Consider the following 25,646-nt stretch of genomic DNA (forward strand, 5'->3'; position numbering starts at 1 on the left):
TCGCGTACCTGTTTAGTGCAGCACTGCCATGCGCAGTTTCGTAACCTTCGAGACGACCGTGGACAACGCTTCGATCTCCGCGATCGCCGCGTTCGCGTTCTTTTCCACCGTCTCGTGCGTGATGAGGATGATGTCCGTCTCGCCCTTGTTGCCGCCGTCGACCTGCTCGGATTCCTTCTGCAGGAGCGCGTCGATGGAGATGCCCTTGTGCGCGAGAATGCGCGTGATGTCGGCGAGCACGCCGGTCACATCGGCCACGCGCAGGCGCAGGTAATAGCCGCTCGTGATGTCCTCGATCGGCAGGATCGGCGTATTCGACAGGCTATCCGGCTGGAAGGCGAGATGCGGCACGCGATGCTCCGGATCGGCGGTATGCAGGCGCGTCACGTCGACGAGGTCCGCGACCACGGCCGACGCCGTCGGCTCCGCGCCCGCGCCCTTGCCGTAGTAGAGCGTCGTGCCGACCGCATCGCCCTGGACGACGACCGCGTTCATCGCCCCTTCGACGTTGGCGAGCAGCAGCTTCTCCGGCACCAGCGTCGGATGCGTGCGCAACTCGATGCCCTTCTCCGTGCGCCGCGCGATGCCGAGCAGCTTGATGCGATAGCCGAGCTCGCCCGCATAGCGGATGTCGATGGCCGCCAGCTTGCTGATGCCCTCGACATGCGCGCGATCGAACTGCACCGGCACGCCGAACGCGATCGCGCTCATGATCGTGACCTTGTGCGCGGCGTCGACACCTTCGATGTCGAAGGTCGGATCGGCTTCGGCGTAGCCCAGTTCCTGTGCGCCCTTGAGCGCGGTCGCGAAGTCGATGCCCCGGTCGCGCATCTCCGACAGGATGTAGTTCGTCGTGCCGTTGATGATGCCCGCGATAGCTTCGATGCGATTGGCCGTCAGGCCTTCGCGCAGCGCCTTGATGATCGGAATGCCGCCCGCCACCGCCGCTTCGAACGCGACCATCACGCCTTTCGCGCGCGCCGCCTCGAAGATCTCCGTGCCGTGGACCGCGAGCAGCGCCTTGTTCGCCGTCACGACATGCTTGCCGTTCGCGATCGCGCGCAACACTAGTTCGCGCGCAAAGCCGGTTCCGCCGATCATTTCGCACACGATGTCGATGGAAGGATCGTCGACGACCGCGCGGAAGTCATCGGTAATCGCGACGCCCTCTGCGGCCTGCGCCCTCGCCGGCGTGCGCACGGCAACGCGCGTGATTTCGATGCCGCGTCCCGCGCGCCGTTTGATTTCTTCCTGGTTGCGCTTGAGCACCGTGAACGTGCCGCTGCCTACCGTGCCGAAGCCCAAGAGTCCTACTTTGATCGGTTCCATACTGCGCGAGTCTTTATAGAGAGATTAAGCGGAGTGCCGTTTGCGATAGCCGTCGAGGAAGCGCGCGATGCGATTGATCGAATCGGCCAGGTCGTCGACGTTCGGCAGGAAGACCACGCGGAAGTGGTCCGGCGTCGGCCAGTTGAAGCCCGTGCCCTGCACGAGCAGGACGCGCTCTTCGAGCAGCAGGTCGGTGATGAACTGCTGGTCGTCGGCGATGGGGTACATCTTCGGGTCGAGCTTCGGGAACATGTAGAGCGCGGCCTGCGGCTTCACGCACGTCACGCCCGGAATGGCGGTCAGCATGTCGTACGCGAGGTCGCGCTGCTTGAAAAGACGCCCGCCCGGCACGATCAGGTCGTTGATGCTCTGATAGCCGCCGAGCGCCGTCTGAATGGCATATTGACCGGGAACGTTCGGGCACAGGCGCATCGACGCCAGAATGCCGAGACCTTCCAGATAGTCCTTCGCGCGGCGGCGATTTTCTTCGATCAGCCCGGAAATCGCCATCCAGCCCGCGCGATACCCGCACGAGCGATAGCTCTTCGACAAACTGTTGAACGTCACGGTGATGACGTCTTCCGAGAGCGCGGCCATCGACGTGTGCGTCTTGCCGTCGTACACGATCTTGTCGTAGACCTCGTCGGCGAAAACGATGAGCCCGTGCTCCCGCGCGATGCCGATGAGTTCTTGCAGCAGTTCGTCCGAATACAGCGCGCCGGTCGGATTGTTCGGGTTGATGACGACGAGCGCCTTCGTGTTCGGCGTGATCTTCGCGCGAATGTCGTCGAGATCTGGCATCCAGCCGTTGCTCTCGTCGCACATGTAATGGCGCGGCGTGCCCGACGAAAGGCTCACGGCCGCCGTCCACAGCGGATAGTCCGGCGCGGGCAGCAGCACTTCGTCGCCGTCGTTCAGGAGCGCCTGCATGGCCATCACGATCAGCTCGGACGCGCCATTGCCGATGTAGATATCGTCCAGCTCCACGCCCGTCACGCCCTTTTGCTGCGTGTAATGCATGATCGCCTTGCGCGCGGCGAAGACGCCCTTCGAATCCGAATAGCCCGACGAGCCCGGCAGATTGCGGATCATGTCCTGAATGATCTCGTCGGGCGCTTCGAAGCCGAACGGCGCGAGATTGCCGATGTTGAGCTTGATGATGCGATGCCCTTCTTCCTCGAGGCGCTTCGCGTGTTCGAGCACGGGTCCGCGAATGTCGTAACAGACGTTTTGCAGCTTATTGGATTTGAGGATCGGTTTCACGGCGGGCGGCTCTGATGATGGACAAATACGGTGCGGTTCTTGCGGCGTGCTTGCGGTTTTTGCGGCGCGGCTCGCCGCGGCGATACGCGCGGACGCCGGCGCACCGCTTGGAAGTATCGACGAAAGCGGGTGATACGGGGTTGTGCGGAACCGACACGGCCAGGATTTCGCGCCTTCCGGCGCTGCGGATGACGCCCCGCCAGATAGGGCGCGGGCGCTGCCGGCCGGATTGCGTGTCGATGGCGGCTTGTGGCGGCACGCGAGCGCAACGGTTGCCGCGCAAGCAGACCGGGCGGCCGGAAAGTTATAATTTACCGATTATGGCCCGGTTCCGCAATGCACCAAAGCGCGCCGCGAACTTAGCCGCGCAGCCTTGCCTCGGAGCCGCGTCCGCCCTTCTTCTCTTGCCGGAACTTCGTTTTGAAACTTCATCAGGAATCGAGCGGCGCACTCAATACGATCACGAGTTACGGAGACGGTTTCGTCGCGATCAATCTGCAACGGCACGAAGGCAGCGTCCTCGTGATGCCCGACGCGCCCGTGACGAACTGGCCGGTCTCGTCGTTCGACGCGCTCACCCCCGAACACTTCCAGGCCCTCGTCGAGGCCGCGCCCGAGGTCGTGATTTTCGGCAGCGGCACGAAGCTGCGCTTCCCGCATCCGCGCCTCGTCGCGCAACTGGCGAAGCACCGCATCGGCGTGGAAACGATGGACTTCGGCGCGGCCTGCCGCACCTATAACATTCTGATGTCCGAAGGCCGGCGCGTCGCGGCCGCGTTGCTGATCGAGGCGTGAGTGTCGACTCGCCGCGGATAAGCGTCCGTTAAGCCAGCATCGGCGACACTCGCGCGGCGCGGCCGGACGCCGCCCCAGTGGCAGCCGTTCGCCAAAATGACGAATCGGGGCGGCCGTGCGATACACTCCCGCCCGGCGTCCGTCGCGCTCGCGCCGAGGCCTCATGCGCGGCGGCGCCATGCCCTTTCATCGGGCTTTCCGTTGGGTTTCCCACTTCGAGCAGCGTGCGCGAGAACTTGCGCCGTATTTTCATGCCTGAGGATGCGGAACGCGCGCAGTCGCGCCCCGGCACGCGGGCGCGGCAGCACGACAGCACGACAACGTCAAAGCCCTTCTTGATTCACTAGCGCCGCATCGCGGCATCGGACAGGTCGACTTCATGAACGATACGCCTTCGCGGCTACCGCTCACACGCCTTTCGCTCACGCTTCTCATCCTCGCGCTCGCGATCATCTGGTTCGCGCCGCTCGGTCTGCGCCATCTCGTTCCGAGCGACGAAGGCCGTTACGCCGAAATGGCGCGAGAAATGTTCGTCACCGGCGACTGGATCACGCCGCGCTACAACGGCTACAAGTATTTCGAGAAGCCGCCGCTGCAGACGTGGGCCAACGCGCTCACCTTCGCGTGGTTCGGCATCGGCGAATGGCAGGCGCGCCTCTATACGGCGCTGACGGGCTTCGCTGGCGTGCTGCTCATCGGCTTCACCGGCAAGCGCGTGTTCAACGCGATGACGGGCTTCGCCGCCGCTGTCATCCTCGCGACGTGCCCCTACTGGAATCTGATGGGCCACTTCAACGCGCTGGACATGGGCCTGTCGTTCTGGATGGAGCTGACGCTCTGCGCCCTGCTGCTCGCCCAGCGCCCCGGCCTGCCCGCGCGCCAGGTGCGGCTCTGGATGTGGCTCTGCTGGGCCGCGATGGCCGCCGCCGTGCTCTCGAAAGGGCTCGTCGGCCTCATCCTGCCGGGCGCGGTGCTCGTCATCTACTCGATCGTGTCGCGCGACTGGGCGCTGTGGAAGCGCCTTTATATCGGCAGCGGGCTGATCGTGTTTCTGATCGTCGCGGCGCCGTGGTTCGTGCTCGTGCAGATGAAGAACCCCGAGTTCTTCGATTTCTTCTTCATCGTGCAGCAGTTCAAGCGCTATCTGACGCCCGAGCAGAACCGTCCGGGGCCGTTCTATTACTTCGTGCCCGTGCTGATCGTGGGCTTCCTGCCGTGGCTGTCGATCGTGGTGCAGAGCGTGCGCCACGGCGTGAAAACGCCGCGCCAGCCCAACGGCTTCGCGCCCGTCACGATGCTGCTCGTCTGGTCGGCGTTCATCTTCCTGTTCTTCAGCGCGTCGCATTCGAAGCTGCTGTCGTACGTGCTGCCGATCGCGCCGGCCATCGCGCTCGTGCTCGGCCTCTATCTGCCGTCGCTCACGAAGAGCCAGTACCGCAGACATCTGATCGGATACGCGGTGTTGCTGATCGCGGCGGCGTTCGGCGCGATCTTCCTCGGCCGGGCGGGAAGCGCGGGCACGCCGAACGCGTTGTATCGCGCGTTTCAGGTCTGGGTGTATGCGGGCCTTGCGGTGGCGTTCGTCGTGACGATCTTCGCGCTGTGGCTCAACCGCCGCAGTGTGCTGGCGGGCGCGGCGGGACTCGGCGCGGCGTGGCTGCTGCTCGGCACGATCGCGGGCACGGGGCACGACGTCTTCGGCACCGAAAGTTCCGGCGTGAAACTCGTGCCGGCCGTCAAGGCCGCGATGGCCAAGCTGCCGCCCGACACGCCCTTCTATTCGATCGCGAAGCTCGACCACACGATGCCCTTCTACCTCGGCCGCACGATGACGATGGTGCAGGAATCCGACGAACTGAGGTTCGGCGTCACGACGGAACCGCAGAAGTGGCTGCCGACCATTGACGACTGGGTGCGGCGCTGGAACGCCGATCGTTACGCGCTGGCGCTGCTGCCGCCGGGGCGCTACGACGAAATGCTCGCGCGCGGGGTGCCGATGCAGGTCATCGCCCGCGATGCGCGGCGCGTGATCGTCGAGAAGCCGCAGCCGTGACGGCGCGCGTCGATGACGCCGGCATCCGCCAATGAACCGAGTATCCTTATTGTCCAATCGATGAATCCGATTTCCTTCACTTGCATCGTCATCGGCGTATTGTTGAACGCGTGCGCCCAGTTGCTGCTCAAGGCAGGCGTCAACGCCGTCGGCCATTTCGATATGACCCCGGCGAACATTCTGCCCGTCGGTTTCCGGATCGCGACGCAATGGCCCATCATCGGCGGGCTCGCGTGCTATGTGGTCAGCGTCGTCGTGTGGATCGTCGGGTTGTCGCGGGTCGATGTGTCGGTCGCGTATCCGATGCTCTCGCTCGGCTACGTCGTCAACGCATTCGCGGCGTGGTATCTGTTCGGCGAAGTGCTGTCGGTGCAGCGGCTCATCGGTATCGGCATCATTCTCGTCGGCGTGGCCGTGCTCGCGCGCGGCTGATTCCCGTTTCACTCCCTTTTTGTTAAGCAGACATTCCATGACTCAGACCTCGCGGCCGTTCCTGCCCTTCGTCAAGCCTGAGATCGACGAGGAAACCATTCAGGGCGTCGTCGACGTGCTGCGTTCCGGCTGGATCACGACCGGTCCGCAGAATCAGCAATTCGAAGCCGAGTTGTCGGCATATTTCGGCGGGCGCCCGGTGCGCGCGTTCAATTCCGGCACCTGCACGATGGAAATCGCGCTGCGCATCGCGGGCGTCGGCGCGGGCGACGAAGTCATCACCACGCCGATGACGTGGGTCTCGACCGCGAACGTGATCCTCGAAGTCGGCGCGACGCCGGTGTTCGTCGATATCGATCCGGTCACGCGGAACATGGACCTGAACTTGCTAGAAAAGGCCATCACGCCGCGCACGAAAGCGGTCATGCCGGTTTATCTCGCGGGCTTGCCGGTGGATATGGACCGGCTCTACGAGATTGCGCGCGAGCACAAGCTGCGCGTGATCGAAGACGCGGCGCAGGCGTTCGGCTCGACGTGGAAGGGCAAGCGGATTGGCTCGTTCGGCGATCTGGTGTCGATCAGCTTTCACGCGAACAAGAACGTGACGTCGATCGAAGGCGGCGCCCTCATCATGAACAACGAGGACGAAGCGGAACTGGCGCGCAAGTACCGGCTGCAAGGCATCACGCGCACGGGATTCGACGGCATGGACTGCGACGTGCTCGGCGGCAAGTACAACCTGACCGATGTCGCGGCGCGCGTCGGTCTCGGGCAGTTGCGGCAAGTGGAACGTTTCACCCAGAAGCGCCGCGAACTGGCGCGCGCCTACTTCGACGCGTTCGAAGGCGGCGCGGCGGTGCGGCTCGGCGCCGGACTGCCGCCGCGCAACTTCACCGACAGCAACTGGCACATGTTCCAGATCGCGCTGCCGCTCGACAAGCTGCAACTGACGCGCGCGCAATTCATGGAACAGTTGAAGGAACGCGGCGTCGGCGCGGGCGTGCACTATCCGGCGCTGCATCTGTTTTCGCTGTATCGCGCGCGCGGCTTTGCCGAAGGCATGTTCCCGCACGCCGAGCGATACGGCGCATCGACGGTCACGCTGCCGCTCTTCACGCTGATGAGCGAGGACGATGTCGCGCATGTCGTGAAGTCGGTCGATGAAATCTGCGAACAGTTTGGCCTCAACCGTTAACGAAATGCACAGCCACATGAGTCATTCGGATTTTCCGGCGAATTCGCCCGAAGTCTCGGTCATCATTCCGGTGTACAACGAGGCGGACGGCCTCGCCGCGCTGTTCGAGCGCCTTTACCCGGCGCTCGATGCGCTCGGCACGTCGTATGAAGTCATCTTCATCAACGACGGCAGCCGCGACAAGTCGGCCGCGCTGCTCGCGCAGCAGTTCCACTTGCGTCCCGATACCACGCGCGTGATCCTGCTCAATGGCAACTATGGGCAGCACATGGCGATTCTCGCGGGCTTCGAGCAATCGCGCGGGGACATCGTCGTGACGCTCGATGCCGACCTGCAGAATCCGCCCGAAGAAATCGGCAAGCTCGTCGCCAAGATGCGCGAAGGCTACGACTACGTCGGCACGATCCGTCAGCAGCGTCAGGACAGCCTGTGGCGCAAGAAGGCGTCGCGCGCGATGAACCGCCTGCGCGAGCGCATCACGAAGATCAAGATGACCGATCAGGGCTGCATGTTGCGCGCCTATAGCCGGCACATCATCGACACGATCAACCGGTGCGGCGAGATCAATACGTTCATCCCCGCGCTCGCGTACACCTTCGCGCAGAATCCGATCGAAGTGGACGTGGCGCACGAGGAGCGCTTCGCGGGCGAATCGAAGTATTCGCTCTACAGCCTGATCCGGCTCAACTTCGATCTCGTCACCGGCTTCTCGGTGGTGCCGCTGCAATGGCTGTCGTTCATCGGCGTGATCCTGTCGGTCGGCTCGGCGGGCCTCTTCGTGCTGCTGCTGATTCGCCGCTTCATGTTCGGCGCGGAAGTCCAGGGCGTGTTCACGCTGTTCGCCATTACGTTCTTCATGCTCGGCGTGATCATCTTCGCGCTCGGGCTGCTCGGCGAATACATCGGCCGCATTTATCAGCAAGTGCGTGCACGGCCGCGCTATCTCGTGCAGACGATCCTCGAACAGCGCGACGGCTTGCCGGTCGCGGAAAGGCCGATGCAGAACGTGATGCAGCCGATCGCCGCCGTCGTCAGCCGCGAGGACAACGGCCGATGAAGCCGCGCGCCGTCGTCTTCGCCTATCACAACGTCGGTGTGCGCTGCCTGCAAGTGCTGCTCGCGCGTGGCGTCGATGTCGCGCTCGTCGTCACGCACGAGGACAGCGCGAGCGAGAACATCTGGTTCGGCAGCGTGGCGCAGGTCGCGGCGGAGCATGGCATCGACGTGATCACGCCCGCCGATCCCAAGTCGCCCGACGTGCACGACGCCGTCGCGAAAGCCGCGCCCGATTTCATCTTCTCGTTCTATTACCGGCACATGCTGCCGGTCGCGCTGCTCGCGCTCGCCAGACGCGGCGCTTACAACATGCATGGCTCGCTGCTGCCGAAGTATCGCGGCCGCGTGCCGACCAACTGGGCGGTGATCAACGGCGAGACCGAGACCGGCGCGACGCTGCACGAAATGGCGGCCAAGCCCGACGCCGGCGCGATCGTCGCGCAGACGCCCGTGCCTATCCTCCCCGACGATACCGCCGCCCAGGTCTTCGACAAAACCGTCGTCGCCGCCGAGCAGACGCTCTGGCGCGTGCTGCCCGCGCTGCTCGCCGGCGAAGCGCCGCATCTGCCGAACGATCTCGCCGCCGGCAGCTACTACGGCGGGCGCAAGCCGGAAGACGGGCGCATCGACTGGACGCAGCCGGCGCAGCGCGTCTACAACCTGATTCGCGCCGTCGCCCCGCCCTATCCCGGCGCTTTCACGGATATCGGCGAGCATCGTTTCATCGTCGCGCGCGCGCGCCTCGTGCCCGAAACCGGCGCGCCAGGCACACCGCCGCAGAAGCTCGCCGAACTGCGGAGTTTGCCGCCAGGCCTAAGGGTGACGGATAATGCGCTGTTTGGCGTCTGCGGCGACGGCCGCGTGATCGCCGTGCACGAACTGCGCCATCGGCTGCTCGACGCCGCTTCGCATCCCTTAGGCGAAGAACGCGCCGTCGATCCCGCCGAATTCGGCCGACTCATTCAATCCAATCGTCATTCATGAAAAAAGTCCTCATCCTGGGTGTCAACGGCTTCATCGGCCATCACCTGTCCAAGCGCATCCTCGAAACCACCGACTGGGAAGTCTTCGGGATGGACATGCAAACCGATCGCCTGGGCGAGCTCGCGAATCACGAGCGGATGCACTTCTTCGAAGGCGACATCACGATCAACAAGGAGTGGGTCGAGTATCACGTGAAGAAGTGCGACGTGATTCTGCCGCTCGTCGCCATCGCCACGCCCGCGACCTACGTGAAGCAGCCGCTGCGCGTGTTCGAGCTGGACTTCGAGGCGAACCTGCCGATCGTCCGTTCGGCCGTGAAGTACGGCAAGCATCTGGTGTTTCCGTCGACCTCCGAGGTCTACGGCATGTGCACCGACGAGCAGTTCGACCCGGAGAACTCCACGCTCTCCTACGGCCCGATCAACAAGCCGCGCTGGATTTATGCGTGCTCGAAGCAGCTGATGGACCGCGTGATCTGGGGCTACGGCATGGAAGGCCTCAACTTCACGCTGTTCCGTCCGTTCAACTGGATCGGCCCGGGCCTCGACTCCATCTACACGCCGAAGGAAGGTTCGTCGCGCGTGGTCACGCAGTTTCTCGGCCACATCGTGCGCGGCGAGAACATCAGCCTCGTCGATGGCGGCGCGCAAAAGCGTGCCTTCACGGACATCGACGACGGCATCGGCGCGCTGATGAAGATCATCGAGAACAAGGGCGGCGTCGCGACGGGCAAGATCTATAACATCGGCAATCCGAAGAACAACTTCTCGGTGCGCGAGCTTGCGAACAAGATGCTGACGCTCGCAAACGAGTTCCCCGAATACGCCGAAACGGCGAAGCAGGTGCAACTCGTCGAGACATCGTCGGGCGCGTACTACGGCGCGGGTTATCAGGACGTGCAGAATCGCGTGCCGAAGATCGACAACACGATGCAGGAACTCGGCTGGGCCCCGCACGCCACCATGGACGACGCGCTGCGCAAGATTTTCGAAGCGTATCGCGGGATCGTGGGCGAGGCACGCAAGCTGGTCGAACAGGCCGACCAGAACTGAGGGACGACGGGTGGCTCGCATCGTCCTGAAGATCGACGTCGATACGCTGCGCGGAACCCGCGAAGGCGTGCCCAATCTCGGGCGTCTGCTCGACAAATACAGCGCCCGCGCGACCTTCCTGTTCAGCCTCGGTCCGGATCACACCGGCTGGGCGCTGCGCCGCGTGTTCCGGCCGGGCTTTCTCAAGAAGGTGTCGCGCACGTCGGTGGTCGAGCACTACGGCATCAAGACGCTCATGTATGGCGTGCTGCTGCCGGGGCCGGACATCGGCAGGCAGGCGGTATCGGAGATGCGCGCAATCCACGAAGCCGGCTTCGAATGCGGCATCCACACGTGGGATCACGTCTACTGGCAGGACAACGTGCGCGCGCGCGACCGCGCGTGGACCGTCGCGCAGATGCAGCAGAGCCATGCACGCTTCATCGAGATTTTCGGCGCACCGCCCGTCACGCACGGCGCGGCCGGCTGGCAGATGAACGGCTATGCGTTCGAGCAGATCGACGCATGGGGCATGCGGTATGCATCCGATGGACGCGGGCACACGCCGTATATTCCCGTGCTGGATGGCCGCACGCTCGATCACATCCAGATGCCGACCACGCTCCCGACGCTCGACGAAGTGCTGGGCGTGGATGGCGTCGACGTGAGCAACGTCGCGGCGCATGTCTTGCGGCATACGATGAACAACCCGCATGATCAGGTGTTCACGCTGCATGCGGAACTCGAAGGCCAGAAACTCGCGCCGGTGTTCGAGCAATTGCTCGCCGGCTGGCGCGCGCAGGGACACAGCTTCGCCACGATGGGCGACTATCATGCGACGCTGGATCGCGCCACGCTGCCGTCGTATCCGGTGACGTGGGGCGAGATTCCCGGCCGTGCGGGCGAACTGATCGTCCAGGCCGGCTGAACGAAACACAGCGAAATCGCGCCGCGCGCCCGTCCGCTCAACAAGAATCAACGACAACAGGAGAAACCTACGTGCCAGTCGCAGTCGACCAGCCCGTTCCCGACTTCACCGCGCCCGCGACGGGCGGCGAGTTCACGCTTTCGAACCTGCGCGGCCAGAAGGTCGTGCTGTTCTTCTATCCGAAGGACAATACGCCCGGCTGCACGACGGAAAGTCTCGGCTTTCGCGACCACTACGAGCAGTTCAAGGCCGCAGGGGCGGAAATCGTCGGCATCTCGCGTGACAGCGTGAAGTCGCACGACAACTTCAAGGCGAAGCTCGAGCTGCCGTACACGCTCGTCTCCGATTCCGACGAGGCAATCTGCTCGCTCTTCGACGTCGTCAAGATGAAGAAGATGTATGGCAAGGAAGTGCGCGGCATCGAGCGCTCGACGTTTCTGGTGGACGCGGACGGTGTGCTGCGCCGCGAGTTTCGCGGCATCAAGGTGCCGGGGCACGTAGAGGCTATCGTCGAGGCTGTACAAGCGATTTGAGGCACGTTATATTGGTTTGCAATGAGCGCCTGTCCACCCCATTCCCTTCGCCTTCGCGCCTGCCGCCGCGCGCCTTCCGGCGCCGTCGGCATGGACCCGGGCTACGTGGGACGGGCACGGCGCAGGCGCTCCGAAAGAGAAGTCAGCCGCTGGTTCCGGTAACACGGACGGCGGCTTTTTTATTGGCGTCGCGCGGCGGCCGGGTGGATCGGCGGCCTGTGCGTCGCGAGTCACGCACCGAGGAGCAGATCGAAACCTAGGCGACCGGCGTTTTCGACAACGAAGCGCGCCACCAGGCGCAAACTGCGGGACACTTAGCGCTAAACGCTAGATGGGCGAACGAGCAGGATGCGACAGGCGGCGCACGATACATGACCCGATTCCTTCTGAGGGAACACCATGCCTTTGCCTACCGCCCCGGCCAAGCTCGGCCATCTCCTTCCGGCCGACGAGTACAAGGCCAAAGCCCGGCCATCGAAGCAAGTAAAAAAAGGCGCGACGAGCGATGACGACGCCAACGGCTCCGTCGAGACCGTCGCCAGCGAGCGTCCCCAGGCAGCCAACGCGGCGCATACGCTGCGCGCCATCGCGAGCGACGTGCTGACGCAGACGGCGCCGGAACCGTCGACGCAAACGCCCGCGCCGGCTGCGCGCGGACGCCGCACGAAACAGACTGCCGCGCTGCTGCAGCGCGTGCCGGACGCGCACGCGAAAAACGATCAGGCCGACGACAAAGCTGGCCAGGCGGACGACGCCGGCAACGAAGCGCCTCGCGCCAGACGCGAAGCGCGCACGGAAGAGCCCGCGACGACGCCTGCCGCCCCGAGCGCCGCACCGGCTAAAGATTCCCGCACGCAGACCCGGCGCCGCCAGCGCGGCGCGGTCGAGGACGAACTGCGCAAGCTCTTCGTGCTCGATACCAACGTGCTGATGCACGACCCGAGTTCCCTGTTCCGCTTCGAGGAACACGACATCTATCTGCCGATGATGACGCTGGAGGAACTCGACAATCACAAGAAGGGCATGTCGGAAGTGGCGCGCAACGCGCGTCAGGTGAGCCGCACGCTCGATGGTCTCGTGGCCAACGGCGGGCAGATGTCCGAAGGCATCCCGCTTGCCGCGCAAGGCAATCGCGACGCGCTCGGCCGCCTGTACTTCCAGACGACGCTCACCGATATCGAGCCGGTCGAGGGTTTGCCCGTCGGCAAGGCGGACAACCAGATTCTGGGCGTCGTGCGGGCGCTGCAGAAGGAGCGGCCGGATCGTCAGGTCGTGCTGGTGTCGAAAGACATCAACATGCGCATCAAGGCGCATGCGCTCGGCCTGCCCGCCGAGGACTACTTCAACGATCAGGTTCTCGAAGACAAGGACCTGCTCTACTCCGGCGTCCGGCCGCTGCCGCAGGACTTCTGGACGAAGCACGCGAAGGGCATGGAAAGCTGGCAGGACACCAAGACCGGCACCACGTATTACCGCGTGACCGGGCCGCTCTGCTCGTCGATGCTCGTCAACGAGTTCGTCTATCTCGAGCCTCAGAACGGCGAGCCGTCGTTCCACGCGGTCGTGCGCGAGCTGAACGGCAAGACCGCGCTCCTGCAGACGCTGCGTGACTACGGGCATCACAAGAACAACGTTTGGGGCATCACGGCGCGCAATCGCGAGCAGAACTTCGCGCTGAACCTGCTGATGAACCCGGAAGTCGATTTCGTCACGCTGCTCGGTCAGGCCGGCACTGGCAAGACGCTGATGGCGCTCGCCGCCGGCCTCGCGCAAGTGCTCGACGACAAGCGCTACAACGAGATCATCGTGACGCGCGCGACGGTGCCGGTCGGCGAAGACATCGGCTTCCTGCCGGGCACCGAGGAAGAGAAGATGCAGCCGTGGATGGGCGCATTCGACGACAACCTCGAAGTCCTGCAAAAGACCGACGATGCCGCTGGCGAATGGGGCCGCGCCGCGACGCAGGAACTGATCCGCTCGCGCCTGAAGGTGAAGAGCATGAACTTCATGCGTGGCCGCACGTTCGTGGACAAGTACGTGATCATCGACGAAGCGCAGAACCTGACGCCCAAGCAGATGAAAACGCTCGTCACGCGCGCGGGCCCGGGGACGAAGATCGTTTGCCTCGGGAACATCGCGCAGATCGACACGCCGTATCTGACCGAAGGCAGTTCCGGGCTTACCTATGTCGTCGATCGCTTCAAGGGATGGACGCATAGCGGTCACGTGACGCTGGCGCGCGGCGAGCGCTCGCGTCTCGCGGACTACGCTTCGGACATTCTCTAAGCGGTCGAACCGCGTTCGCTGCGAAAGCCCGGTGGAGCAATTTATCGGGCTTTTTTTCGTCCGAACGTCCCGAAGCCGCAACAGTCAGGGCGGAAACTTAAAGTGAAATGTCACGACCTGTTGCGGCACGGCCGTGCGGCGGGCTAGTATCGGCGGATTGATTTGTTCCGGCGAGCATGGCTCGCCGCATGCTCGAAATGCGTCGAATCTGGCTGCCGCTCATCGTCACCGTTATGCTTGCCGCGTGTGGAACCGCGCCGCAGCAGGCTATGCGCAAACCTGCCTCGGCCGGCAGCAGCACCAGCAGCGGCGCCGCGTCCCGGGCCTATGCGCCGCCGCCCGGCTTTCCCACTTTCGTCGATCACAGCGTCGGGCGCGAGGAAATCTCCATTCAGGCGATGTCGCTCGTCGGCGTGCCGTATCGCTGGGGCGGCAATACGCCGGACGCGGGCTTCGATTGCAGCGGGCTCGTGCGCTATGTCGTCGATCGGGCTGCGTCCGTGAATCTGCCGCGCACGACCGCCGAGATGAGCGGGCGCGGCGAGTCGATTCAGCCCGACGAGGTCGCGCCCGGCGATCTTATCTTCTTCAACACGACAGGCCGGCCGCATTCCCATGTCGGCATCTACGTGGGCAAGCTGCGGTTCGTGAACGCGCCTTCGACGGGCGGCACCGTGCGGCTCGATTACCTGACGAATCCCTACTGGGCGAAGCGTTTCGACGGAATCCGCCGTGTCGCGTCGGCGAAAACAGCGCCGACGCCGTTCGATCAGCCGACTTATATCGCGTCGCAACCTCAGCCGGGGGCGCGGTCACAGGCGGCTCCCGCGTCTAGCCCGATGCCCTCCCCGATCGCCGCTCGCGCCGATGCGTTCGAGCCGCCGCCCTCGTCGTCGAGCGCGGCGCGAAGCCAATCTGTCGCGGCGGCTTCGGCTTCTGCACCGGCGCGGCAAACGGCTGGCGTCGACCCGTTCGAGCCGCCATCGGCGTCGCCGAGTTCAGTTCCAACATCGACCGCGGCTTCTTCGTACGCTCGTCAACCCGCCAGCGCCGACGCTTTCGAGCCGCCGCCGTCATCGTCGAGCGCAGCCAGGCGACAGGCGCAAGCCGCGGTCGTCATCGACGCTGCGCCCGATCCCATCCAGGCTGCCGCCGACGCCTTCGAGCCGCCGCCGCCCACCTCGCGCGCCGCACGCCAGCAGGCTCGCGCGGCACAGGCCACCGCAACGGCGACCGTTCCGGCCGAACCCGCCGAGCCGCCGGTCCGCGTGATGCGTGCGTCGACCGGCTCGCTCGTCCCGGCGCGTCCCGCCCAGAGCGACGACCCCATTGCCCGCTTCGCGGCCGGCAGCGACTGACGCCCGCCGCGCCTCTCTGCTATCGTGTTCCGGTTCATCTTCAACAGCGGCACGAAAGAACCGATAGGAGCGAATCACCATGGATCTGGGTCTTGCTGGCAAGGTCGTCCTGATCACGGGCGGCAGCAAGGGCATCGGCTTTGCCTGCGCGAAAGCATTCGCGCGTGAAGGCGCCAAAGTCGCGATCGTCTCGCGTGACGCCGCCAACCTCGCCCGGGCGCGCGAGCAGCTCGCCGCCGACGGCCATCACGTCCATCTCGCCCGCGCCGATCTGCACGAAGCGCACAGCGCGGAGGACGTCGTCGAGGAAGCGAGCGCGGCGCTCGGCCCCATCGACGTCCTGATCAACAGCGCTGGCGCCGCCCGCCGCTACGATCCCGATTCGCTCGATGCCGCCGCCTACAAAGCCGCGATGGACGCGAAATACTTCTCCTACGTCTATCCGCAGCAAGTCGTGCTGAAGCGCATGGCCGAGCGCCTGCGCAACGAGCCGGACGCGGAGCCGGGCGCGATCGTCAATATCATCGGGATGGGCGGCAAGATCGCGACGGACATTCATATCGCAGGCGGCGCGGCCAACGCGGCGCTGATGCTGAATACCGTCGGCCTCGCGCATCACTACGCGAAGCTCGGCATCCGCATTAACGCGATCAATCCGGGCGCGACGCTCACCGAGCGCGTCGAAGAGGCGCTCGAACTGGAGGCGCAGCGACAAGGCGTCACGCGGGATCAGGTGCTGGCCGACAGTCAGGCCAATGTGCCGCTCGGACGTTACGCGAAACCGGAGGAAATCGCCGACGTCGCCCTATTTCTGGCGAGCCGCCGCGCGAGTTACGTGTCGGGCGCGATCATCCCGATGGACGGGGTGTCGTCGCCGATCATTTGATGCGCTGCGGCCCGGAACGACCGGGCCGCAGGCGAATGCAGAGCAGGTGCCTAGAAAATGTGATGGCCGACCCACCAGCCCGCAGCGGCGAGCGCGGCGGACGCGGGAATGGTCAGCACCCAAGCCCACACAATGTTGCCCGCGACGCCCCAGCGCACCGCGCTGAACTTCTGCGTCGCGCCGACGCCGACGATTGCGCCGGTGATCGTGTGCGTCGTGGAAACGGGGATGCCCAGCATGGACGCGACGAACAGCGTGATTGCCCCGCCCGTCTCCGCGCAGAAGCCGCCGACCGGCTTGAGCTTCGTGATCTTCTGCCCCATCGTGCGGACGATACGCCAGCCGCCGAACAGCGTGCCGAGGCCCATCGACAGGTAACAGAGCGCGATCACCCAGATCGGCGGTGCGTCGGCTCCGACAGAGGAGTAGCCGGTGGCGATCAGCAGCATCCAGATGATGCCGATGGTCTTCTGCGCGTCGTTGCCGCCGTGACCGAGCGAATACAGGCCCGCCGAGACGAGCTGCAGGCGGCGGAAGCGCCGGTCGACCTTCGACGGCGGCGTGCGGAAGTACATCCACGACACGAGCAGCATGAAGAACGAGCCGAGCACGAAGCCGAGCACCGGCGAGATGAAGATGAACGCAACGGTCTTCAGCAGCCCGTCCCAGTTCAGCGACCCCCAGCCCGACTTGGCGAGCGCCGCGCCGACCAGCCCGCCGATCAGCGCGTGCGACGAACTCGACGGAATGCCGTACACCCAAGTCACGATGTTCCAGCCGATGGCCCCGACGAGCGCCCCGAAGATGACGTAGTGATCGACGATGTTCGGGTCGATCGTCCCCTTGCCCACGGTCGCGGCGACCTTCAGGTGGAAAATGAAATACGCAATAACGTTGAACGCGGCCGCGAACGCGACGGCTTGCTGGGGCTTGAGCACGCCGGTCGATACGACCGTCGCAATTGAGTTGGCAGCGTCGTGGAAGCCGTTCATGAAGTCGAACACGAGTGCGACTATGACGAGCGTAGCGACAGCCCAGAGGGCGAGTTGAATCGAATGCATCAGTTGGTGTTGTTTTGACTGGCCTCAGATACGGGCCTGTCTGTGTCGTCAGGACCCGCCGCGCATATTCAGCTTGCGCATGCGGGCTCGGGCGGCATGATCAGGCGTTTTCCAGCACGATGCCTTCGATGATGTTGGCGACGTCCTCGCACTTGTCGGTGATCGTCTCCAGAAGCTCGTAGATCGCCTTGAGCTTGATGAGCGTCTTCACGTCGTCTTCCTCGCGGAAGAGCTTGGACATGGCCGAGCGCAGCACGCGGTCCGCGTCCGACTCCAGACGGTCGATCTCTTCGCAGATCTTGAGGATCTCGCTCGCGCGCTTCATGTCCTCGAGCAGGCTGACCGCGGTCTGCACGCGCAAGCAGGTGGCCGTGCAGATATGCGCAAGCTGGCTCGCCTCCGACGTCACCGCGCGCACGTCGTACAGCGAAATGGCCGTGGCGACGTCCTCCATCAGATCGAGGATGTCGTCCATCGTCGTGATGAGCTTGTGGATTTCGTCGCGGTCGAGCGGCGTGATGAACGTCTTGTGCAGCAGGTCGATGGTTTCGTGCGTGAGCTTGTCAGCACGCTTCTCGTTCGCCTGGACGTTCTGCTTGTGGACCTCGGCTTCGGGGAGGTTGTCTATCAGCAGTTCGAGCTCGCGGCTGGCGTCGACCATGCATTTCGCATGGGCGTTGAAAATCTCGAAGAATTTGCCCTCGGTGGGCATGAAACGACCGAACATGAAAATCCCGATAGATGGGTCAATGAGGCTGTCATCAAACCGTCGTATTGTACCCGCGCGGTGCACGTGGCGCACCGCGCCATGGAGACGCGCGAACGAGGTGTCGTAACGGTCTGACAGTTTGCAGCGAAGGAAGGCCGATGGGCCTTACTCGCCGCCGTAGAAGTTCTGCACGCCCGCGAAGTTGTCGAACTTCGTGTACTGCCCGTGGAAGGTCAGGCGCACCGGCCCGATCGGACCGTTACGCTGCTTGCCGATGATGATTTCGGCGGTGCCTTTGTCGGGGCTGTCGGGATTGTAGACCTCGTCGCGGTAGATGAAGAGAATGACGTCCGCGTCCTGCTCAATAGCGCCGGATTCGCGCAGGTCCGACATGATCGGACGCTTGTTCGGGCGCTGTTCGAGACCACGGTTCAACTGCGACAAGGCGATCACGGGAACATCGAGTTCCTTCGCGAGACTCTTGAGCGAACGCGAGATTTCGGAGATTTCGGTAGCGCGGTTTTCGCCGCCGCTGCCGGAACCGGACATCAGCTGCAGATAATCGACGATGATGAGCCCAAGCTTGCCGCACTGCCGCGACAGACGGCGGGCGCGCGAGCGCAGTTCCATCGGGTTGAGACCGCCGGTTTCATCGATGAAAAGCTGCGCCTCGCTCATTTTCTGCACCGCGTGCGTGAGCTTCGGCCAGTCCTCGTCGGTGAGGCGGCCCGTACGCATGCGATGCTGGTCGAGGCGGCCGACCGAGCCGAGCATACGCATCGTCAGTTGCGTGCCGGGCATTTCCATCGAGAACACGGCAACGGGCAGACCATACTCCACCGCCACGTATTCACCGATGTTCATCGAGAACGCAGTCTTACCCATCGACGGACGTCCCGCGACGATGATCAGTTCGCCGCCGTGCATGCCCGAGGTCATGCGGTCGAGGTCGACGAAGCCTGTCGGCGTGCCGGTCACATCGCTCGGATTGGCCGTGTGATAAAGCGTGTCGATGCGCTCGACCACTTGCGTCAGGAGCGGGCCGATTTCGAGGAAGCCCTGCGTGCCGCGTGCACCGTCCTCGGCGATGGAGAACACGCGCGATTCGGCCTCGTCCAGAATCTGCCGGACTTCCTTGCCTTGCGGATTGAAGGCGTCGGCGGAGATTTCATCGGCGACGGAAACGAGGCGGCGCAACACCGCGCGGTCGCGCACGATTTCGGCATAGCGCCGGATGTTCGCGGCGCTCGGCGTGTTCTGCGCGAGCGCGTTCAGATACGCGAGCCCGCCGACTTCCTCGGCCTTGCCGGCCATGTTGAGCGATTCGTAGACGGTAATGACGTCTGCCGGGCGCGTCGCCGCGATCAGCTTGCCGATATGCTCAAAGATGATGCGATGGTCATAGCGATAGAAGTCGCTTTGCGCCATCACGTCGGCGATTCGGTCCCATGCCGCATTGTCCAGAAGCAGGCCCCCGATCACCGATTGCTCGGCTTCAATGGAGTGCGGCGGAACCTTCAGCGCGTCGAGTTGCGGATCTTTTGACGGTGCGTTCATGGGGTGGAATTATCGACGAAATCAGACGGCCGGTGCTTCAATCAGACAACAAAAAAGGCAGGAACCAATGGAGGTTCCTGCCCTTCTTTCCTGCTCGCGAGGCACGAAGCCTCGACGATGACTTACGCGTGCTCGCCGAGCACCGACACGGTCACGTCGACGAGGACGTCCGTGTGCAGCGCCACTTGGATCGGATGGTCGCCGACCATCTTCAGCGGGCCTTGCGGCAGGCGCACTTGCGCCTTTTCCACTTCAGCGAAGCCTTGCTTCTTCAGCGCTTGAGCGATGTCCGCGTTCGTGACCGAACCGAACAGACGGCCGTCGACGCCAGCCTTCTGCGAAATCTGCACGGTGAAACCGTTCAGCTTTTCGCCTTGTGCTTGCGCAGCAGCCAGCTTTTCACCGGCGTTCTTTTCGAGTTCGGCGCGGCGGACTTCGAATTCGGCGATTGCGTCCTTCGTTGCGCGGCGAGCCTTCTTGCCGGGGATCAGGAAGTTACGTGCGTAGCCGTCCTTGACCTTGACGATATCGCCCAGGTTGCCCAGGTTGACGACCTTTTCCAAAAGAATGATTTGCATTTTTGGCTTTCCTTAGTGCGTCGTCTGATTAGGCCTTGTGCAGGTCGGTGTACGGCAGGAGCGCCAGGAAACGCGCGCGCTTGATTGCCGTGTCGAGCTGGCGCTGATAGTGCGCCTTCGTGCCAGTCAGACGAGCCGGCGTGATCTTGCCGTTTTCGCCGATGAAGTCCTTCAGCGTTTCCGTGTCCTTGTAGTCGATGTACTCGACACCGGCTGCCGTGAAACGGCAGAACTTCTTGCGCTTGAAGAGCGGGTTTTGTTGCTGACGACGCTTGTCGAATTTCTTACCAGTCGGGCGGGGCATGTTCAGTCCTTTCCAATGTCCTGCAATTCTGTGATGTGAAACACCAGGGTCCGCGCGTTACGGCTTCGTTTCGCCAGAAAGCCGGTGAAGCGTGTTTCGACGCCCATCGGACAGCTTTCCAGCTTGCCGCTCGCTTCGCCGGCCGCGACCGCTTGCAGGGTCAGTTCGATCTTGCGGACGATGCCCGCTTCGACGACTTCCGCTGCGTGTTGCAACGTGCAGCTTGCGATCGGGATGCCGGCGGGCGTGTACCGCACCGGTTCGCGTTCCACGACGCTTGCTGTCAGTTGCAGCCGGTTCACGAGAGCGTTTCGGTTTCCTGGTGGCTTGACAGTGATGAGCTGTCGTTAAGCCTGCGCTTCGGTCGGCTGAGCAGCCGCCTTCTTGGCTTCTTCGCGCTGCACTTCCTTCATCATCGGCGACGGGCCGGTTTCGGCCTTCTTCATCTTGACGATCAGATGGCGCAGAACGGCGTCGTTGAACTTGAACGCGTGTTCCAGTTCTTCGAGCGTCGCCTGGTCGCATTCGATGTTCATGCAGACGTAGTGAGCTTTCGCGAGTTTCTCGATCATGTAGGCCAGTTGGCGGCGGCCCCAGTCCTCGACGCGGTGGATCTGGCCACCGTGCGACGTGATCGTGGTCTTGTAGCGCTCGATCATGGCGGGCACTTGCTCGCTCTGATCCGGATGCACGATGAAGACGATTTCGTAATGACGCATAGATTCACTCCTTGTGGATAGAAGCCACCCGGGCGTCGGACCGGTGCGGCAAGTGAGAAGCCGAAGATTATAGCTTCTTGTCTGCGCTCACGCAAATGCGATTTCAAACGCCTTTTCAAGCAGTTAGCTTGACTGGGCGTAGAGCGGCTGCGGCTCGCCGGGCAAGGTCAGACGCCTGCTCCAGTATCCCGGCTGCGCGTAGATTTCCTTCAGATAATCAATGAAGTAGCGAACTCGCGCCGGTACGTAGCGCTGTTGCGGGTAGACCGCGAGGATGTCGTAAGCGGGCAATTCGAAGTCGTCGAGCACGGTTTCCAGTTCGCCCGCCTCCAGTTGCCGCTGGATTTCCCATGTGGATCGCCAGCCGAGTCCGAGCCCTTCCGATACCCAGCGATGCAGCAGTTCGCCGTCGTTGCAATCGAGGTTGCCGGCCACGCGCACGGTCACGAGCTTGCCATTGCGCTGAAAGTACCAGCCGCGGTTCTGCCCGCCCTGCAGGTTGAACGCGAGGCAGTTGTGATTCGGCAGATCGTCGAGCGTCTTCGGTTTGCCGTGCTTCCTGAAGTACGCCGGCGTGCCGCAGACGACGCGCCGGTTGCCCGCCAGCTTCACCGCGACGAAATTCGGATCGACCGCTCCGCCGATGCGAATCGACAGGTCATAGCCCTCGCGCAACAGATCGACGACGCGATCGGTCAGATTGAACGACATCTGCAATTCGGGCTTGTCGGCGATGAACGCGGGCGCGTGCGGCGCGACGTGCATGCGCCCGAACGCCGCCGGCGCCGACACGATCAGATGCCCGCCCACCGCGCGACGCCCCGCCGCGAGTTCGTTCTCCGCCTGATCCCACTCCGCGAGCAGATTCTTGCAGCGGTCGAGAAACGCGGCGCCCTCTTCGCTTACTACGAGACGCCGGGTCGAGCGATACATCAGCTTGACGCCGAGACGCTTCTCTAGCGCGTCGATGCGCCGTCCGAGAATCACCGGCGACACGCCCTCTTCCAGCGCCGCAGCGGCGAGGCTGCCCGCCTCGGCAACGCGCACGAAGGTTTCGATCTGCTTGAAGCGGTCCATTTCCGTGTCTCCTGACTTCGAAGCGAGTCGCGCAACATCTGCATTCGATACTTTTAGTTTGGGAAAAAGCGACTCGTGCTGATCTTATCAAACCTTTTTCACAGTTCTAAAGTGCAACGAAACCCTGCTTCGATGCAGACAGCATTCACGGATAGAGACAAACGAAGGAGACAATCATGGCCAAGATGAGAGCCGTCGACGCAGCCGTTCTCGTGCTGGAGAAAGAAGGCATCGACACCGCGTTCGGCGTGCCGGGCGCCGCGATCAACCCGTTCTACTCGGCGATGAAGCGCTCGGGCAGCATCAGCCACGTGCTCGCGCGCCACGTCGAAGGCGCGTCGCATATGGCAGAAGGCTATACGCGCGCCGCGCCCGGCAACATCGGGGTATGCATCGGCACGTCGGGGCCGGCGGGCACGGACATGATCACGGGTCTCTATTCCGCCTCCGCCGATTCCATCCCGATTCTCGCGATCACCGGTCAGGCGCCCCGCGCGCGTCTGTACAAGGAAGACTTCCAGGCGGTCGACATTGAATCGATCGCGAAGCCGGTCACGAAGTGGGCCGTCACCGTGCGCGAACCGGCGCTCGTGCCGCGCGTGTTCCAGCAGGCGTTCCATCTGATGCGCTCGGGCCGTCCGGGTCCGGTGCTGGTGGATCTGCCGATCGACGTCCAGCTCGCCGAAATCGAATTCGATATCGAGACTTACGAGCCGCTGCCGGTCTACAAGCCGAAGGCGACGCGCGCGCAGGTCGAGAAGGCGCTCACGATGCTCAACGACGCCGAGAAGCCGCTCATCGTCTCGGGCGGCGGCGTGCTCAACGCGGCGGCGGAAGACCTGCTCGTGACGTTCGCGGAAACGCTCGGCGTGCCGGTCATCCCGACGCTGATGTCCTGGGGCGCGATTCCCGACGATCACCCGCTGATGGCCGGCATGGTCGGCCTGCAAACATCGCATCGATACGGCAACGCGACGATGCTGGCGTCGGACTTCGTGCTCGGCATCGGCAATCGCTGGGCGAACCGTCATACGGGCAGTGTCGAGGTCTATACGAAGGGCCGCAAGTTCGTGCACGTGGATATCGAGCCGACGCAGATCGGCCGCGTGTTCGGACCGGACCTCGGAATCGTGTCGGATGCAAAGGCGGCGCTCGAACTCTTCGTGGCAGTGGCGAAGGAATGGAAGGCCGCGGGCAAGCTCAAGGACCGCAGCGCGTGGGTCGCCGATTGCCAGCAGCGCAAGCGCACGATGCTGCGCAAGACGCACTTCGACAACGTGCCGATGAAGCCGCAGCGCGTCTACGAAGAGATGAATCTGGCGTTCGATCGCGACACCTGCTTCGTGACGACGATCGGCCTTTCGCAGATCGCCGGTGCGCAGTTCCTGCATGTGTTCAAGGCGCGCAACTGGATCAATTGCGGACAGGCCGGCCCGCTCGGCTGGACGATTCCGGCTGCGCTCGGCGTGCGCGCGGCGGACCCGCAGCGCAAGATCGTCGCGCTGTCCGGCGACTACGACTTCCAGTTCATGATCGAAGAACTGGCCGTGGGCGCGCAGTTCAAGCTGCCTTATGTGCATGTCGTCGTGAATAACTCATATCTCGGCTTGATCCGTCAGGCGCAGCGCGGCTTCGATATGGACTACTGCGTGCAGCTCGCGTTCGACAACATCAACGCGCCCGAACTCGACGGTTATGGCGTGGATCACGTCGCGGTCGCCGAAGGCCTCGGCTGCAAGGCGCTGCGCGTGTTCAAGCCGGAAGACATCGCCGGGGCGCTGAAGCAGGCGCAGGCAATGGCGGCGGAGCATCAGGTGCCGGTCGTCGTCGAGATGATTCTCGAACGCGTGACGAACATTGCGATGGGCACCGAGATCGACGCGATCAACGAATTCGAGGAACTCGCCGAAAGCAAGGCCGATGCACCGACCGCCGTGATGCCGCTCGATTGAACGCGCTACGCCACTGACCGACCATCAGCAAGACAATCAGGACAACACATGCCGAAATTTGCCGCGAATCTGACGATGCTTTTCACTGAAGTCCCCTTCCTCGACCGCTTCGCCGCGGCCGCGAACGCGGGCTTCAAAGCGGTCGAGTTCCTGTTCCCCTACGGCTTCTCGATCAGCGACATTCAGACGCGCCTCAAGGACAACGACCTTCAGATCGTCCTGCACAACCTTCCCGCTGGCAACTGGGATGCGGGCGAGCGCGGCATCGCGTGCCTGCCCGATCGCGTCGCGGAGTTTCGTGAAGGCGTGCCGCGCGCGATCGAATATGCAAAGGCGCTGAAGGTGCCGCAACTGAACTGCCTCGTCGGGATTCCGGCGGCGGGCGTATCGGCGGATCAGGCGCGCGCGACGATCATCGAGAACCTGCGCTTCGCCGCCGATGCGCTGAAGCGAGAAGGCATCAGGCTGCTCGTCGAACCGTGCAATGCGTACGACATTCCCGGCTTCGCGCTGAACCGTTCGCAGGAAGGGCTGGATGTGATTCGCGCGGTCGGATCGGACAATCTGTTCCTGCAGTACGACATCTATCACATGCAGCGCATGGAAGGCGAACTGGCCGCGACCATCAGGAAGAACCTGCCGTCGATCGGGCACATTCAGCTTGCCGACAACCCCGGCCGCAACGAGCCGGGCACGGGCGAAATCAACTACCCGTTCCTGTTCGGGCTGCTCGATTCGATCGGCTACGAAGGATGGGTCGGCTGCGAATACAAGCCGCTCAATGGCACCGAAGCGGGCCTGGGCTGGCTGCAAAACATCGGCGGTGTCGAAGCTGCCGTTACCGCTTGAATAAAGGAGGAGCACACAGTATGGCAACGATCGGTTTCATCGGGCTTGGCATCATGGGCGCGCACATGGCGCGCAATCTTCTCAAGGGCGGCCACACGCTCGTCGTGAACGGCAAGTATCCGGTCCCCGACGATATCCGTGGACAAACGCAAGTCGTCGCGGACTCGGCGGCCGTCGCGCAAGCCAGCGAGATCGTCATCACGATGGTGCCCGACACGCCCGATGTCGCCAACGTACTGTTCGCCGACGATGGCGTCGCGCACGGCCTGACCAGGGGCAAGCTCGTGATCGACATGAGTTCGATCAGTCCGCTCGATACGCAGGAGTTCGCGAAGAAGATCAACGCGCTCGGCTGCGATTATCTCGATGCGCCCGTGTCCGGCGGCGAAGTCGGCGCACGTGAAGCCACGCTGACGATCATGGTAGGCGGCCCGCAGAAGTCGTTCGACATCGCGAAGCCGCTCTTCGAACTGATGGGCAAGAACATCTCGCTCATCGGTGACAACGGCGCGGGGCAGACGACCAAGGTCGCCAATCAGATCATCGTCGCGTTGAATATCGAAGCGGTCGCGGAAGCACTGCTGTTCGCATCGCGCTCGGGCGCCGATCCCGAGCGTGTGCGCAAGGCGCTGATGGGCGGTTTCGCCTCGTCGCGCATTCTCGAAGTGCATGGCGAGCGCATGACGAAGCGCACGTTCAATCCGGGCTTCC

The 25,646-nt window shown here is 63.6% G+C and carries 25 protein-coding genes; 15 read left to right on the top strand and 10 right to left on the bottom strand.

Translation table 11 applies throughout. From position 1 onward, the window contains the following. Positions 1 to 12 precede the first annotated feature (12 nt). The gene (locus BG57_RS19925; protein WP_035967443.1) at positions 13 to 1,329 is read right to left on the bottom strand and encodes a homoserine dehydrogenase; all 1,317 of its coding nucleotides are present in this window, start codon (positions 1,327 to 1,329) and stop codon (positions 13 to 15) included. Positions 1,330 to 1,353: 24 nt separating this feature from the next. Beyond that, complete coding sequence (locus BG57_RS19930; protein WP_174447237.1) at positions 1,354 to 2,592, bottom strand: pyridoxal phosphate-dependent aminotransferase; 1,239 nt, start codon at positions 2,590 to 2,592, stop codon at positions 1,354 to 1,356. A 420-nt stretch (positions 2,593 to 3,012) separates the two neighbouring features. Here BG57_RS19930 and BG57_RS19935 point away from each other — a divergent pair, with 420 nt between their 5' ends. The 12 genes from BG57_RS19935 to BG57_RS19990 all read left to right on the top strand — a co-directional run bounded on the left by BG57_RS19935 (position 3,013) and on the right by BG57_RS19990 (position 16,129). Continuing rightward, positions 3,013 to 3,387: an Mth938-like domain-containing protein gene (locus BG57_RS19935; protein WP_035967449.1), complete on the top strand. Its 375-nt coding sequence runs from the start codon at positions 3,013 to 3,015 to the stop codon at positions 3,385 to 3,387. A 379-nt stretch (positions 3,388 to 3,766) separates the two neighbouring features. Next, positions 3,767 to 5,440 carry a glycosyltransferase family 39 protein gene (locus BG57_RS19940; RefSeq protein ID WP_035967452.1) on the top strand — a complete coding sequence of 558 codons (1,674 nt, stop codon included), beginning with the start codon at positions 3,767 to 3,769 and terminating at the stop codon, positions 5,438 to 5,440. 60 nt (positions 5,441 to 5,500) lie between these two features. After that, on the top strand, positions 5,501 to 5,872 hold the full coding sequence (locus BG57_RS19945; RefSeq protein ID WP_035967454.1) for a DMT family transporter: 372 nt from the start codon (positions 5,501 to 5,503) through the stop codon (positions 5,870 to 5,872). A 37-nt stretch (positions 5,873 to 5,909) separates the two neighbouring features. After that, a complete protein-coding gene (locus BG57_RS19950) occupies positions 5,910 to 7,067 on the top strand; it encodes a DegT/DnrJ/EryC1/StrS family aminotransferase (protein WP_035967455.1) in 1,158 nt (385 codons plus the stop codon). Positions 7,068 to 7,083: 16 nt separating this feature from the next. Beyond that, positions 7,084 to 8,124: a glycosyltransferase gene (locus tag BG57_RS19955; protein ID WP_035967456.1), complete on the top strand. Its 1,041-nt coding sequence runs from the start codon at positions 7,084 to 7,086 to the stop codon at positions 8,122 to 8,124. Next, positions 8,121 to 9,107 carry a formyltransferase gene (locus BG57_RS19960; RefSeq protein ID WP_035967457.1) on the top strand — a complete coding sequence of 329 codons (987 nt, stop codon included), beginning with the start codon at positions 8,121 to 8,123 and terminating at the stop codon, positions 9,105 to 9,107. Before BG57_RS19955 ends, BG57_RS19960 begins: the two co-directional genes overlap by 4 nt. Further along, the gene (locus BG57_RS19965) at positions 9,104 to 10,159 is read left to right on the top strand and encodes a bifunctional UDP-4-keto-pentose/UDP-xylose synthase (protein WP_052005905.1); all 1,056 of its coding nucleotides are present in this window, start codon (positions 9,104 to 9,106) and stop codon (positions 10,157 to 10,159) included. The genes BG57_RS19960 and BG57_RS19965 overlap by 4 nt, the downstream gene beginning before the upstream one ends. A gap of 10 nt (positions 10,160 to 10,169) precedes the next feature. Next, positions 10,170 to 11,066 (top strand): polysaccharide deacetylase family protein, encoded by an 897-nt coding sequence (locus tag BG57_RS19970; protein ID WP_035967458.1) that lies wholly within the window; start codon positions 10,170 to 10,172, stop codon positions 11,064 to 11,066. A 71-nt stretch (positions 11,067 to 11,137) separates the two neighbouring features. After that, positions 11,138 to 11,599, top strand: coding sequence for a peroxiredoxin (locus tag BG57_RS19975; protein ID WP_035967459.1), 462 nt, complete (start codon positions 11,138 to 11,140; stop codon positions 11,597 to 11,599). A gap of 399 nt (positions 11,600 to 11,998) precedes the next feature. Then, positions 11,999 to 13,885, top strand: a complete 1,887-nt coding sequence (locus tag BG57_RS19980; RefSeq protein WP_035967460.1) for a PhoH family protein — start codon at positions 11,999 to 12,001, stop codon at positions 13,883 to 13,885. A gap of 197 nt (positions 13,886 to 14,082) precedes the next feature. Beyond that, complete coding sequence (locus BG57_RS19985; protein WP_035967486.1) at positions 14,083 to 15,243, top strand: C40 family peptidase; 1,161 nt, start codon at positions 14,083 to 14,085, stop codon at positions 15,241 to 15,243. A 79-nt stretch (positions 15,244 to 15,322) separates the two neighbouring features. Then, a complete protein-coding gene (locus tag BG57_RS19990; RefSeq protein ID WP_035967461.1) occupies positions 15,323 to 16,129 on the top strand; it encodes an SDR family oxidoreductase in 807 nt (268 codons plus the stop codon). 50 nt (positions 16,130 to 16,179) lie between these two features. Here the strand turns inward: BG57_RS19990 and BG57_RS19995 are convergent, their stop codons facing one another. The 8 genes from BG57_RS19995 to BG57_RS20030 all read right to left on the bottom strand — a co-directional run bounded on the left by BG57_RS19995 (position 16,180) and on the right by BG57_RS20030 (position 22,134). After that, entirely contained in the window at positions 16,180 to 17,190 is a 1,011-nt protein-coding gene (locus tag BG57_RS19995) for an inorganic phosphate transporter (protein ID WP_035967464.1), read from the bottom strand. A 100-nt stretch (positions 17,191 to 17,290) separates the two neighbouring features. Beyond that, positions 17,291 to 17,917, bottom strand: coding sequence for a DUF47 domain-containing protein (locus tag BG57_RS20000; protein WP_035967466.1), 627 nt, complete (start codon positions 17,915 to 17,917; stop codon positions 17,291 to 17,293). Between the two features lie 147 nt (positions 17,918 to 18,064). After that, on the bottom strand, positions 18,065 to 19,456 hold the full coding sequence (locus BG57_RS20005) for a replicative DNA helicase (protein ID WP_035967468.1): 1,392 nt from the start codon (positions 19,454 to 19,456) through the stop codon (positions 18,065 to 18,067). A gap of 122 nt (positions 19,457 to 19,578) precedes the next feature. Further along, positions 19,579 to 20,034 carry a 50S ribosomal protein L9 gene (gene rplI / locus BG57_RS20010; protein ID WP_035967470.1) on the bottom strand — a complete coding sequence of 152 codons (456 nt, stop codon included), beginning with the start codon at positions 20,032 to 20,034 and terminating at the stop codon, positions 19,579 to 19,581. A gap of 28 nt (positions 20,035 to 20,062) precedes the next feature. Then, positions 20,063 to 20,338: a 30S ribosomal protein S18 gene (rpsR, locus tag BG57_RS20015; RefSeq protein WP_007000150.1), complete on the bottom strand. Its 276-nt coding sequence runs from the start codon at positions 20,336 to 20,338 to the stop codon at positions 20,063 to 20,065. A gap of 2 nt (positions 20,339 to 20,340) precedes the next feature. Next, positions 20,341 to 20,640, bottom strand: a complete 300-nt coding sequence (priB, locus tag BG57_RS20020; RefSeq protein ID WP_014191232.1) for a primosomal replication protein N — start codon at positions 20,638 to 20,640, stop codon at positions 20,341 to 20,343. A gap of 45 nt (positions 20,641 to 20,685) precedes the next feature. Then, positions 20,686 to 21,057, bottom strand: a complete 372-nt coding sequence (gene rpsF, locus BG57_RS20025) for a 30S ribosomal protein S6 (protein WP_035967471.1) — start codon at positions 21,055 to 21,057, stop codon at positions 20,686 to 20,688. Between the two features lie 123 nt (positions 21,058 to 21,180). Next, the gene (locus BG57_RS20030) at positions 21,181 to 22,134 is read right to left on the bottom strand and encodes a LysR family transcriptional regulator (protein ID WP_035967472.1); all 954 of its coding nucleotides are present in this window, start codon (positions 22,132 to 22,134) and stop codon (positions 21,181 to 21,183) included. 176 nt (positions 22,135 to 22,310) lie between these two features. Between BG57_RS20030 and gcl the strand changes: the two genes are divergently transcribed. From gcl to BG57_RS20045, 3 genes are all read left to right on the top strand, one after another. Continuing rightward, on the top strand, positions 22,311 to 24,086 hold the full coding sequence (gene gcl / locus BG57_RS20035) for a glyoxylate carboligase (RefSeq protein WP_035967473.1): 1,776 nt from the start codon (positions 22,311 to 22,313) through the stop codon (positions 24,084 to 24,086). Positions 24,087 to 24,134: 48 nt separating this feature from the next. Next, positions 24,135 to 24,935, top strand: coding sequence for a hydroxypyruvate isomerase (gene hyi, locus BG57_RS20040; RefSeq protein ID WP_035967474.1), 801 nt, complete (start codon positions 24,135 to 24,137; stop codon positions 24,933 to 24,935). Between the two features lie 20 nt (positions 24,936 to 24,955). After that, positions 24,956 to 25,646, top strand: a 691-nt coding sequence (locus tag BG57_RS20045; protein WP_035967476.1) for an NAD(P)-binding domain-containing protein, incomplete at its 3' end; no start/stop codon positions are given.

The sequence above is a fragment of the Caballeronia grimmiae genome, assembly GCF_000698555.1.
GTDB classification, from domain to species: Bacteria; Pseudomonadota; Gammaproteobacteria; order Burkholderiales; family Burkholderiaceae; genus Caballeronia; species Caballeronia grimmiae.